The following is a 13,533-nucleotide window of genomic DNA, read 5'->3' as shown; positions in this document are numbered from 1 at the left end:
TTTAAGCTTTTAATCATTTTTTAATATTTATACTCGTTTGGATAAAATTATCGATTACATAATCTGTAGATATTTTACTTTCACGATTTTTATTGAACTCTTCTCGTTCTTTTTTACTCATTTTACCAATTTCTTCAGATAATTTTATAGCTTCTTTTATCGCTTTATCTTGATCTTTTTCGCTTTCTACATCAATTGTTGGTGAAATAACTATCTCATTATTTTTATTCAAATTTTTTATTTCATTCAAACGGTCAACTGTAGATAATTGAGCTATATCTTGCGGTGTTACAACTAATCCACTTTGTAAAACTTGTCCTAATTGTACAAAGCCACCACCTTTTACTTCTAAAAACATTTGACCTTCTTTTTGAGTTTTAGGAATGGTGTATGGTATAGTTACTGTCACATTTTCTCGACGATATGGTTTTAATGTCACATTAAAATTAACTAATTCACCTGGTTTAGCTTCTTCTTTATCTGGAATAGCGCTGACAATAGAAGCTGTTTTTCTACTAGAAGTAAAATCTACATCTACTTTTACATCTAAAATATTAGAAGGTTTATCCATATTTGTGCATAAGAAATACAATGCTTGTGTCAATTCTCCCACAGTAAATTGACCGACATCTTTAGGATCATAAAACATATTTTCTCGCTCAAATTTTCCTTCAGGAACTTCATCTGTCATTATGGTAAATTTTATTTTTGATGTACCATAACTTGCTCTATCTGCCGTTCTATCCATGGAAGCATATACAATACTTGATGCCAAAGTTGGCAAAATATCTTCATCATATGCAATTTTGGATACAAAGGTTTCTTCTTTGCCTAAATTTCTATCTTTTACTTTAACCCTTACAGGAATAGAAGATGGATATTCATTTAAAATTCCACCTACACCACTGAAACGGTCTTGATTAACTCTACCGATAATTTTTCCGAAAGAACTTACCTTCACGCCATTTAAGATACCACCTGCTGAGCCTATAATATCAGCTTCAGTCATAAAATAATTTACATTTCCCTTGTAAGTCATTGCATGACCAAATCCCAATATTTTATTGCCTTCAACAGCTGTTACTGTACCTGTTCCCCCAGCAGAAAAATCACCATAAGCCATAACTACGCCTACAGGATCGCCAGCTTTCAACGTTGCATTTTGCTTGATATCACTATCTTTATTTCCTATAGGAGCGCTGATAAATTCCCCTGTATTATACGGTGTCATATTCTTATATTTTAAATTATTTGCTAAAAAATTTAAGGCATTATCATTAAAACCTGAAACATAAATCGGCATCATCGAAGTATTATTAAAACTACTTGCTTGAGCTTTATTTTGTTTTTCTAAGCTTTTCAAAATAAAATCAGTCAAAGATATATGTTCTTCTAATTTATCAGCATTAACATCTGTTTTAGAATTATCTTCTAAATCTTTTATGATTTTATCTGTTTGCACAATGTCAGCATCAACGTCTGTTTTATCTTCTTGCGTTTCTATATCAAGACCACTTAATATTTCTTCTAAGCGTTTTTGTGCCTTACCTTTTACAGCTTCTTGCCCTTCTGGTGTCGCTAGATGTTTTGATTTATATTTTTCTACTTCTTTATCAATATTTTCATCGTAATTATCTTGATTTTTTTCATATTCTTCTAATGAAGGTATTTTTACTTTTTCTATATTAGATTTATTTATCACAGCTAAAGGGTCTGGCAAAGTCCAAATCTTTAACATTTCTTCAATAGGTGTTATATAAAATTTATATGGTAATACATCTTGACCGACAGCTCTAGCAACTGCACCAATTAATTTGCCATCAACATATACAGGACTACCGCTCATGCCATGAATAACGCCGTTTGTTTCCTCAATAATCGGTCCATATGCACGCGCTAATATCTGTTTTGATGAGCCTTTTCCATTATTGACTACACCTATTATTTCTACATTGAAACTAACTTGCTGTGCTCCTTGAACTACAGTTTCTGCATAACCTTGCATACCTGGTTTTAATTCTGACGTTGTCATTATTGGAGGCATAGCTAATGCAGAATTTGTATACAATAACAACATTAAACATATCGTTACTAAATATTTTATCATTAATACTACACCAATTCTCTTTCTCTTATTATTCTAGCTGTTCAACATATACTACTACCTGATTTGGTGTTATATTATCACCAACTTTTACTAAAACCTGTTTTACTACACCATTAACAGTTGCTCTAGCAGCTGCTGAAGTACCTGTAAGTGTAGATATTTCCACTAGAGAATCTCCCATCTTCACAGTAGTACCTTCTGCCACTGTTGAACTTACTGTCCCTGCAATTACTGCTTTTTGTTCCACTTGTTTATTTCCCATAGCTAATCCTACTGTAGTCAACAATATTAAAGCTATAATAGTCGATAAGATTAAATATTTTCTTTTCATCTCAATCACTTCCTTTGATAAGTCTTTTATTTTTCCCATTAAATTCGTTTTAAAATAAAATTATTCTAATTTGATAATACCATATCCTTGTATTCTTAACAAGCTAACGGCGTACAGCTGTAAGTGCTGTTGCTACAGGTCTTTCCATTCCATCTGATGGAGAATTTACTATTTTTCCACCGATAACCAATTCAGATGAACCGCCACCATCAAAATTAACAGCATCAACAACTTCCATACCGATTAAAAATCTAGCAAATTCATCCAGCATCATACCTTTACTATGAGCTTGTCTACCATCTAAAACGGCAAATAATACATTTCCATTTTTTAAGATACCCACTGCTGTTCTAGGCGCTCTAGCCCCTGTAACATCTGAACCAATCTGTTCTATAGATGAAGTTATATCAACTTGACCATTTTTTACTAAACGAGGCCCTACGCCTAAAATATCTGTAGCGCTATCCCATGGAGTATTTAAAATCTGATTTACTACTAAATCATCGCCTACATTTAAACCTGATAATATATTTTTCCCATTACCTGTTGCGGATACAACAATTTCACCAGGTCTTAAAAGGCTATTGCCACTGTTTATTTTTACAATTTTATTATCTTTTACTACATATTCAATACCACTATTATCTGTACCTGTGGATTTTCCATAATATTGATTATATAACATTACACTATCACTTGTTCTTGTGCCGTTTAAACCAGAAACGTATACATCTCCATTTTTACTTTGCACAATACCACTATAACTTACGTCACCAATATAAGGTGTTCCATCTGCTAATACACCAAATCCAGTGCGTGTCAAATACATAGAAGAAACTAAATCTCCTGCAATTTTAGTTACACCATATAATTCCTTACCAGAACCAAAATAAGAAGCATTTTCCGCTACTGCTGCATTTACATAATCAGACATAGCAGAAACTGTATTTTTTGCCATCTTATCTCCGCCACCTAAAACAGGTACAAATTTAAAATATTTAGGACTAACTTCTACTAACTGAGCATGTTGTTTTACACCTGATTTTTTGCTGTAATAAGAAATTTGTGTTAATCCTGGCTCTAATTCTTTAGTAATGCTATACTCATAATCTTTTTGCACATCTATATACAATCTTCGAGGATTATTTAATTCTCCCATATCAAATGCGCTATTATCTGCTACTTTTATAACAACACAACTTGTTTTGTCATCACTATATACTTCTAAAAAAGGAACTGTATCATCATTTACATTGATACCACTTAAATATTGTTTATTTATAGGTTCAGAAAAATCTACCATTATATCGCCATTTGGCTGTTGTTTTACATCATATTTTGTATCAGGATTTATATCAAAAACAACTCTAACTTTATCTGATGCTTTACTAAAACGAATAGAATTTATCATAGATTTTTCTATTTTTTCTGTAGTTATTTTAGTTTGTATATTCTTGTCTGAATTATTCTTTGCATTTGCGACAGGTAATTGGAATAAACATATTCCCACCATCATAACTATAAATATATTTTTTAAATTCATCTTTTTATTCCTTTTGTATCTCATATATTTTATCAATTAAATTTATTTTACTAAGAAAAAAAGACTGCTAAAGCAGCCTTTTTTTATTCTTCTATTTTGCGTTCATGTCCATTTGATTTTTTACTAATTCTAGTAATTTTATCCATATATTCAAGAGCTTTACCAGTACCAATAGCTACGCAAGTCAATGGATCATCTGCTAAATAAGTAGTAATGCCAGTTTCTTTTTGAATTAAGCTATCTAATCCATAAAGCATAGCACCGCCACCAGTCATGATAATACCTCTATCCATAATATCAGAAGATAATTCTGGTGGAGTATCTTCTAATACACGTTTTACACATTGTACAATGGAAGATACTGGTTCAGCTAAAGCTTCACTTACTTCATCAGATTTTACTTCAATTGTTTTTGGAAGTCCTGTAATCAAATCGCGACCACGAATTTCAATTTTTTCATCACGAGCTCCTGCAAAAGCTTGTCCTACTTCAATTTTAATAGTTTCAGCTGTGCGTTCACCGATCATTACATTATGTTTATTTTTTATATAAGTGATAATGCAATCATCAAATTTATCACCAGCCATGCGAAGTGAATCGCTTACTACTACGCCACCTAAGCTGATTACAGCGACATCAGTTGTTCCTCCACCGATATCTACTACCATGCAACCATTTGGTTCAGCTACATCAAGACCTGCACCCATAGCAGCTGCCATTGGTTCTTCAATGAGTTCAGCATGACTTGCTCCAGCTTGCATTGCAGCTTCTTGAACAGCTCTTTTTTCTACTGTAGTTATACGAGAAGGTACACATATCATAACACGAGGTCTAAACATAAAACGACGTCCAGATACTTTACCTATAAAATATCTAATCATTTGTTCAGTAATTTCATAATTAGCGATAACACCATCTCTAAGTGGTCTTATAGCTACAATATTTCCAGGAGTACGTCCAATCATACGACGAGCGTCTTCACCAATAGCTAAAATACGATTAGTATCATTATCTATAGCCACAACGGAAGGCTCACGCATAACAATACCTTTACCTTTTATATAAATAAGGACATTCGCTGTTCCAAGGTCAATCCCAATATCCATGGACATTCCAAACATTTATCCTACTTCCCTTCTCTTACCAAATTATAAGTTAATTATCTAGTTTTAATACTTTATAATATATAATACATATATTAATTTGGCAAGAAAAAGCTACTTTAAATACGATTAGCTCAAAATAAATATTATTTCTAAATTTTAATATAATTCCTTCTATATATAGTTATATTTATTAAATTTATCTTAATATATTTCCCTTTTATTACAATAAACACAACTTATATTTATATTTATAAAAGTTATGGATAAGATAATTGACAATCAATATTTCAAGTGTTATTATGTGGTCATAATAATTAGTATAAAACTTAGGGGGTATATTATAATGTTTAAAGGTAAAGTTGTCATTGTTGGGGCTAGTAATGTAGGTTCTGCTGTTCTTACAAAACTCTTAGATTTCCAACTTGCTTCTGAAATTGCACTTATCGACTTAAATGAAAATAAATGTAAAGGTGAAGCTCTTGATGCTAATGATGCTACATCTTGTATTCATAGCTTAAATATCAGAACTTACCATGGTGATTACTCTGATTGTAAAGATGCTGACTTAATCATCATTACTGCTGGTCCTAGTATTAAACCTGGTGAAAAAGCTGACCGTCTTATCTTATCTAAAACAAATTGCAAAATCATGAGCAGTGTTATGTCCGAAATCACTAAATACACTAAAGATGCTCTTATCCTCATGATTACAAATCCTCTTGATGTAGCTACATACCATGTTTCTACACAATTTGATTATCCACGTGAAAAAATCATTGGTACTGGTACAATGCTTGAAACTTTCCGCTTACGCAGAATCATTGCTGACCGTTATCATATAGACCCTAAAAATATTCATGGTTATGTTCTTGGTGAACATGGTAACTCTGCTTTCGCTGCATGGAGCACAGTAAACGTTGCAGGTCTTGGTCTTGAACATGTTGATGAATACTTCCATTTTGATGACAAACTTGATAAAAAAGCTATTGAACAAGCACTCGTAAATAGAGCATATGATATCATTAACTTAAAAGGTTATACAAACACTGGTATCGCTATGGTAGCTGCTCGTTTCACAAAATCCTTTATGTACAATGAACATACTATTTTACCTATGTCTGCTGTATTAGAAGGAGAATATGGCTTAAGTGATGTAGCTCTCAGTATCCCTCGTATGATTTGTGCTGATGGTATCGTTCGTTCCTTCGCTCCACATCTTCCAAAAGAAGAACTTGATTTACTCTATGCTTCTGCTGAAAGTGTAAAAAAAGCTATCGCAAGTGCTAAAGAATAAATTATTTTAAAATTAAAGCCCTCAGATTAACTGAGGGCTTTTTTATTAACTAAAATCATCATTAAACTAAATAATATAAAAAAATGCGAACTTAAATTTAAGTTCGCATTTTTTATAACTCACTTTAATTAGCAAGTTTTACATTCTTCGTAGATACCAGCTTTTTTAAGTGTTTCAACCATAGTATCACCCATATGAGCTACAGTTTTAGCAACTTCAATACCTACTTCATTTAAAGCTTTGATTTTATCTGCTGCAGAGCCTTTGCCACCTGCAATAATAGCACCAGCATGACCCATACGTTTACCTGGAGGCGCCTGCTGACCGCTAATGAATGCAGCTACTGGTTTTTTCATATTTGCTTTAATCCATGCAGCAGCATCTTCTTCAGCATTACCACCAATTTCACCAATCATCATAACAGCTTTTGTTTCAGGATCTTCATTAAATGCTTTTAATACATCAATGAAATCTGTTCCTTTTACAGGGTCTCCACCAATACCTACGATAGTTGTCTGACCAAGACCTGCTTTTGTCATCTGATCCATTGCTTCATAAGTCAATGTACCAGAGCGAGATACAATACCGATATGACCTTTACGATGAATTTTTCCTGGAATAATACCAATATTACATTCATCAGTTGTCATAATACCAGGGCAGTTTGGACCGATAAGGCGAGTTTTCTTGCCTTCTAAAGCACGACGAACTTTTACCATATCTAAAACAGGAATATGTTCTGTTACACATACTACTATATCAAGATTGGCATCAATAGCTTCTAAAATACTATCTGCTGCAAATCTTGCAGGTACGAATACTACAGAAGCATTTGCACCTGTTTTTTCAACAGCTTCTTCTACTGTATTGAAAATTGGCACACCGCCTACAACTTGACCGCCTTTTCCTGGTGTTACACCACCTACGATATTTGTACCATATTCAAGCATATGTGCTGTATGGAACATAGCAACTTTACCAGTTGCCCCTTGTACAATTACTTTTGTGTCTTTATTAATAAAAATTCCCACGAACTATTCCCCTCCCGCATCAGGCATTTTTTACTAATTCTACGATTTTCTGTGCACCTTGTTCCATGGATTCTGCCATGATAAGACCTGGTACATTTGCATTTTTCAAAATTTCGCGACCTTCTTCAACGTTAGTACCTTCAAGACGTACAACAATTGGAACATTGAGGTCAATTAATTGACTTGCTTTTACTATACCTTCTGCAACTTTATCACATCTGTTAATACCACCGAAAATATTAACAAAAATACCTTTTGCTTGACCACCTTCAAGCATAATTTTAAATGCTTTAGCATTATCTTCTGGAGAACTTTGACCACCAATATCCAAGAAGTTTGCAGGTTCTCCACCGTAATATTTAATAATATCAACAGTAGCCATTGCAAGACCTGCACCATTTACCATACAAGCAACGTCGCCGCCTAAGTTTACATAGTTAAGACCAAGCTCTGCAGCTTCACGTTCTTTATGATCTTCTTCTGTTTCATCGCGCAATGCTTGAATTTCTGGATGACGGAATAATGCACTATCATCAAAATTCAATTTAGCATCAAGAGCCATTACTTTATCATCTTCAGTGATTACAAGTGGATTGATTTCTGCTAAAGAACAATCTTTGGCAATGAATAAATTATAAAGATTTTGCATTAAAGCTGCTGCACTACGTACAGATGCTGGAGTGAAGTTCATTTTAAATGCCATGCGAGTTGCTTGGTAAGAAGTAAGCCCTAATAATGGATCAATATATTCTTTGAAGATTTTTTCTGGAGTTTTAGCTGCTACTTCTTCAATTTCCATACCGCCTTCTTCAGAACCAATCATAACAACTCTAGAAGATACACGATCAACTGTGAAACTTAAATATAATTCTTTTTTAAATTTACAGCCTTCTTCAATTAAAAGACGATTTACTTTTTTACCTGCTGGGCCTGTCTGTTTTGTTACTAAAACTTTGCCCAAAATTTCATTTGCATAAGTTTGCACTTCGTCTAAAGACTTAGCGAGTTTTACACCGCCAGCTTTACCGCGACCACCAGCGTGAATCTGTGCTTTTACAACATATACTGGACCTTCTAATTTTTCTTTTGCACCTGCAACAGCTTCATCAACGGAAAAAGCAGGTACACCATTTGGCACTGCAACACCAAATTCTCTAAAAATTTGTTTAGCCTGATATTCGTGAATGTTCACTCAAAATAACCTCCTCGGTTTTTTATTGCAATATAAAATATAATATTAAATCGCCTTAAAATAATAGCTAAAATACCATTATTTCAACTTGATTTTTATATTTAATTGTTTTTATTACTAGTTAAAAAATTAATAATTAATTTATTTAATTATTATTATACACTTTTTTATAAAATAGTAAATATCTATACTTAAAATAATTGTTCATATATTTTATTTATAATTGCATAATAAAAAAACAACCTTCAATAATATAAAAACTTATAAATTCTTGAAGGTTGCTCTTGATTTTTATTTTATTTTACAAAAACCTTTTTATCTTTTTCTGGCAATAAAGAAGCTGCATCTTTATCTACGATTACAACCACATCTTGATGTAATTGTAAAATAGAAGCTGGTGCATCTGGTCTTACGCTACCATATACTGCTTTGTAAATTGCTTCTGCTTTATTTTTACCACTAGCAAGTAAAATGATTTTTTTAGCGAGCATGATAGTTTTAATACCCATGCTGATTGCATATTTAGGTACATCTTCTTCATTTTCAAAGAATCTTGAATTTGCTTTGATTGTTTCTTCATCTAATTTTACTTTATGAGTAGTTGCTTCAAATTTGATATCTGGTTCATTAAAGCCAATATGAGCATTTTGCCCTATACCTAAAACTTGAAGGTCTATACCGCCTTTTGCTTCGATTAATTTATCATATTTTTTACATTCTTCTTCTAAGTTTTCAGGATTTCCATTTGGTATATGAATATTTTCTGGTTTGATATTTACATGGTCAAATAAATGTTTATGCATAAAATAGTAATAGCTTTGTTCATTTTCTTTGTCTAATCCAATATATTCATCTAAGTTAAAGCTAATTACTTCTGAAAAATCTAGACCTACACTTTGATGAACTTTTACTAAGTTTGCATACATACCTTCTGGTGTAGAACCTGTTGCAAGACCAAGTACGCTATTTGGTTTTAAATATAACTGACCTGCTACTATTCTTGCTGCTACTTTGCTCATTTCTTCATAAGAATCTGTAACTATTATACGCATTACATATACCTTCCTTATTTTTCTTTAATTTTTATTTTTTATTATCTAATCTTAAAATATTGATTGCTTCTGTTGTTCTTTGTTTAAATGCAGAAGCTAAGTCCATAGTATCCTTAACAATCTGAGTATATAATAAATCAATGATAAAAATTTGCGTTAATTTTGTGGTAATTGAGCCAGTTTCTAATATAGATTCTCTTGTTTCATAAAAAATACAAGCATCAGCATATTCTTTTAAAATAGTATCTCTATTTGATGTTATTACGATTAATTTTGTACCATTTCTTTTAGCAAGTTCAACAGCTTTTATAATTTCAAAAGATTCACCTGAATGAGAAATAACAACTACAACATCATTTTCATGTAAAAGTGCCATATGAAGCATTATAAGATGGCTATTATCTATGCCTCTTGCATTAAATCCAATACGCATAAATTTATAAGCTGAATCATCAGCTATAAATCCTGAATTTCCTAAACCTATAAAAAATATACGTTCAGCTTTTTTTAGCATATTTACACTTTTCAATAAAATATCTTCATTTAAATCACTTACTGTTTGTTCTAAAGTTGCTATATTATTGGCTAATAATTTATTTGCTGTTATGATAATACTTTCATCACAAGTAATATCTTTGCTGATTATAGTTCGTTGTTTATTATTAACCATTTCTTCAGTCAATGTAAGTTTAAATAATTGAAGACTTGCAAATCCCATTTTTCTCACAAAACGTGTAATCGTTGCTTCACTAACTCCACAATTTATTGCCAAAGAAGCTATAGGTGTTGTACAAAATTCTTCTGCATGTTCTTTTATATATCTTATTAAGATTTTATCAGATTTTGATGCTTTGAAATTTGGTCTATCTAATTGATGTAAGATCTTCATAATATTCTCTCCAAATCACATTGTTTGATGTAATAAATTGTATAATGCACCTAACATTCCAGCATCATTTTCCAATTTGGCAAAATCCACTTTTGTATGGGTATATACATCTTCTACTAATCTTTGTTTTAAGGCATTATCTATCAATGGTCTCAAATATTCACTTTGTGCCATTATGCCACCACCTAAAATAATCATTTCAGGATTTAAAACAGCTGTTATATTAGTAATGCCATCTGCTAAATTTTCCATCAATGTATTAATAGCAAATTTAGCATCTTCATCACCATTTTTTGCCCAATCAAAAATGATTTTACCATTTAATTCTTTTTCATCTAATTGTTTTGCTTTTGCTACATCTTTTACTAATCGAGTTGTTGAAACTACTTCATGCATTGTTCCCTTAGGAATTCTCATATAAGCAATTTCTCCAGCACTATTACAAACACCATGTATTACTTGATGATTATATACAGCACAACCGCCTGCGCTTGTTCCTACAGTTATGCAAAATAGTGAAGAACAACCTTTTCCTGCTCCTAACCACATTTCGCCTAAAGCTGCACAATTAACATCATTTTCTACCGCACAATTTAAATTAAACTCAGTTTCAACAATTTTCTTTAACTGTACTCCTGTATAATCAGGTATTGCATCTGGTAAAGCATAGAAGATACACCCTTCTTTAGGGTCTACCATGCCAGCTGTAGATATGGCAACTCCAGCAACTTGATAGTTCGTAATATAGCCACTAATAATTGTTTTTACTTTTTCTACAATACCTGGACCTCCATATAATTTAGCTTCTGTGGGCATTGAACTTTTTTCTATAAAATTCCCCTGTTCATCAGCTAAACCATATTTTATAGCTGTACCACCGATGTCTATGCAAATATACTTTTGTTTCTCCATAATCTCGCCCTTCTTTGCAATAAATTTATCTTAATCTTATTTTACAATAAAACCTTGATAAATTCTATTGTTGCGAACACCTGGTTTTACTTCGCCATTGATAGATATAATACTATCTCCTGCATAAACAAGACCTTCACCACATGGTGCATTAAATGGAATTTGTCCAATGGAGCGCCATGTATTTGTTTTAGCATTGTATACTAAAATTTGATTATTCCATTTAAATTCTGCTACATCTGCACCAAAATATTTAGCTTTAAAATCTGCCAATTCTTGATCTTTTAAGCTTCCTAAATTACTTACAGCCCAATCGTAAACTTCTTTATTAAAGCCACCAATTACAAGCATTTCATCTTCATTTAATTTTATAGAGTTTCCACCATATACAGAGATAGCTTTATTATCAACTTCTACGCTAGCTACTTTATCCCATGCATCTTTTTGAATATCATATACATATCCATCTGTTAATGCAGTATTTGTACCGCCACCAAATACATATAATTTATTATTCAAAATTTGAGATACTGACTGTTCACGTAAAGCACCGGTAAAGCTTGCTAATTTTGTTAATTTTTTTGATTTTAAATCAAATTTATAAAAATCTGCACTTGCTTTACCATCTTGATTACCAAGACCAATATAACATGCTCTATTTGCCTAACCAACTATATCGATATTTTCCATCTAACCTTGTATTAGTGATAAAATTCCTACAGACTGTCATAGAATCTACGGCTATCCCGCTATTTCTAGAGTTACTAGCACTAAAGTCAATAGTAAAGTAGCTGCTACTGTAGCTGAAACAATCAAGCTAGCCAATATTTTTTTCATATTAAACTATCTCATATATTTATAAAAATTAAAAATTTACTAAAAAAATATCTTCCTTCAAATTACTTATTTTTGTTGTTATAACACCTGTACGATGTGCATCTTCTAGATAAGAAATAACCTATTTTTAAAGTTACACTAATTTAAATATCATTCTCCATAGGTAAAAAATCATCTAAAATTTTATTTTCTCCAATTATTTTATATCAATATCTTTTAAAACATTAACAAAATTTTTAGCTATCAACTGTGGTCTTGTGATTGCTGAACCGACAATCGCACCAAAAGCACCACATTCATAAGCTATTTTTAAATCTTCTGGTGTATTTATTCTACCTTCTGCAAAAACTGGGATATCAAGTCTATCCACCATTCTTGCTACCAACCCAAAATCAGGGCCTTTTAATTTAGGTGTATAATCTGTATATCCAGATAATGTTGTAGATACACAATCAAAACCTATTTTCTGAGCAAAAATCCCTTCTTCATCATTAGAGATATCAGCTAAAGCGATTTTACCATTATCTTTTATCAATTTAACTAAGTCCTCTAATTTTTCATCATTTGGACGTTTACGCAATGTCGCATCTAAAGCGATTATTTCACAACCACTTTCCAATAATTCTTCTACTTCTTTTTTTGTAGCTGTGATATAAATTTCAGAATCATCATAGTTTCGTTTAATCAAACCGATAACAGGAAGACCTGTTACTTTTTTAATTTCTTTTATATCTTCTACACCTTGTGCTCGTATACCCACTGCACCAGCCTGTTTTGCTGCTAACGCCATTCGTCCCATAATAAACGGGCTATGTAATGGTTCATCAGGAAGAGCTTGACAAGAAATTATTAATTTTCCTTTAAACTGTTCTAACAATATTGATAACTCCTCTCTCTATTTAAATTAAATTTATTATTTATTCCTTATGTTTTTTCTTACAAGCTTATTATAATACTACCCTACCAAAAATGCAATATTATTTCAAAATATTTTTAAGAAAATTTTATAAATAGCAATTTTATTTAACATAATAAAAATTATCAAAAATAAATCTATAGCCAAAAATACTTTTAAAATCAACATTTTAGCTTTAATAATTTCTTTTGTACATCAAATTTCAATCTAGAAAAAAATTTTCATTAGCAAAAGAATTTTCATTTCAAATATATTCTTCTAAATTTTTGATATAAAATTTCATTTTATATCTATATCCGCCTTATTTTATTGCTTTTAATTAT

General features: G+C 31.6%; 12 protein-coding genes. 1 reads left to right on the top strand and 11 read right to left on the bottom strand.

The features are described 5' to 3' along the window. Nucleotides 1-13 precede the first annotated feature (13 nt). The 4 genes from AC5LAX_RS06550 to AC5LAX_RS06535 form a co-directional block, all read right to left on the bottom strand. Nucleotides 14-2,107: a SpoIVB peptidase S55 domain-containing protein gene (locus AC5LAX_RS06550; RefSeq protein ID WP_117585398.1), complete on the bottom strand. Its 2,094-nt coding sequence runs from the start codon at nt 2,105-2,107 to the stop codon at nt 14-16. Between the two features lie 28 nt (nt 2,108-2,135). Beyond that, a complete protein-coding gene (locus AC5LAX_RS06545; RefSeq protein ID WP_008539736.1) occupies nt 2,136-2,438 on the bottom strand; it encodes a biotin/lipoyl-containing protein in 303 nt (100 codons plus the stop codon). A gap of 103 nt (nt 2,439-2,541) precedes the next feature. Then, a complete protein-coding gene (locus AC5LAX_RS06540; protein ID WP_288909442.1) occupies nt 2,542-3,981 on the bottom strand; it encodes a phosphodiester glycosidase family protein in 1,440 nt (479 codons plus the stop codon). Between the two features lie 83 nt (nt 3,982-4,064). After that, on the bottom strand, nt 4,065-5,102 hold the full coding sequence (locus AC5LAX_RS06535) for a rod shape-determining protein (RefSeq protein WP_018998774.1): 1,038 nt from the start codon (nt 5,100-5,102) through the stop codon (nt 4,065-4,067). Between the two features lie 328 nt (nt 5,103-5,430). On the opposite strand from AC5LAX_RS06535, the gene AC5LAX_RS06530 reads away from it, so the two are divergent. After that, entirely contained in the window at nt 5,431-6,381 is a 951-nt protein-coding gene (locus AC5LAX_RS06530) for an L-lactate dehydrogenase (protein WP_115152106.1), read from the top strand. 128 nt (nt 6,382-6,509) lie between these two features. Here AC5LAX_RS06530 and sucD read toward each other — a convergent pair whose 3' ends face one another. The 7 genes from sucD to AC5LAX_RS06495 form a co-directional block, all read right to left on the bottom strand. Next, nucleotides 6,510-7,412, bottom strand: a complete 903-nt coding sequence (gene sucD / locus AC5LAX_RS06525; RefSeq protein ID WP_008539732.1) for a succinate--CoA ligase subunit alpha — start codon at nt 7,410-7,412, stop codon at nt 6,510-6,512. Nucleotides 7,413-7,431: 19 nt separating this feature from the next. Further along, complete coding sequence (sucC, locus tag AC5LAX_RS06520; protein ID WP_008539731.1) at nt 7,432-8,604, bottom strand: ADP-forming succinate--CoA ligase subunit beta; 1,173 nt, start codon at nt 8,602-8,604, stop codon at nt 7,432-7,434. Nucleotides 8,605-8,900: 296 nt separating this feature from the next. Beyond that, entirely contained in the window at nt 8,901-9,656 is a 756-nt protein-coding gene (nagB, locus tag AC5LAX_RS06515) for a glucosamine-6-phosphate deaminase (protein ID WP_008539730.1), read from the bottom strand. A gap of 31 nt (nt 9,657-9,687) precedes the next feature. Next, nucleotides 9,688-10,545 carry a MurR/RpiR family transcriptional regulator gene (locus AC5LAX_RS06510; protein ID WP_115152107.1) on the bottom strand — a complete coding sequence of 286 codons (858 nt, stop codon included), beginning with the start codon at nt 10,543-10,545 and terminating at the stop codon, nt 9,688-9,690. Between the two features lie 15 nt (nt 10,546-10,560). Beyond that, nucleotides 10,561-11,457: an ROK family protein gene (locus tag AC5LAX_RS06505; RefSeq protein ID WP_224169252.1), complete on the bottom strand. Its 897-nt coding sequence runs from the start codon at nt 11,455-11,457 to the stop codon at nt 10,561-10,563. Nucleotides 11,458-11,493: 36 nt separating this feature from the next. After that, nucleotides 11,494-12,102 carry an FBX42 beta-propeller domain-containing protein gene (locus AC5LAX_RS06500; protein WP_266286692.1) on the bottom strand — a complete coding sequence of 203 codons (609 nt, stop codon included), beginning with the start codon at nt 12,100-12,102 and terminating at the stop codon, nt 11,494-11,496. 388 nt (nt 12,103-12,490) lie between these two features. Further along, the gene (locus AC5LAX_RS06495) at nt 12,491-13,171 is read right to left on the bottom strand and encodes an N-acetylmannosamine-6-phosphate 2-epimerase (protein ID WP_018998767.1); all 681 of its coding nucleotides are present in this window, start codon (nt 13,169-13,171) and stop codon (nt 12,491-12,493) included. Between the last annotated feature and the right edge of the window lie 362 nt (nt 13,172-13,533).

Source organism: Megamonas sp. (genome assembly GCF_986095205.1).
This window is presented reverse-complemented; position numbering and strand designations above follow the sequence as displayed.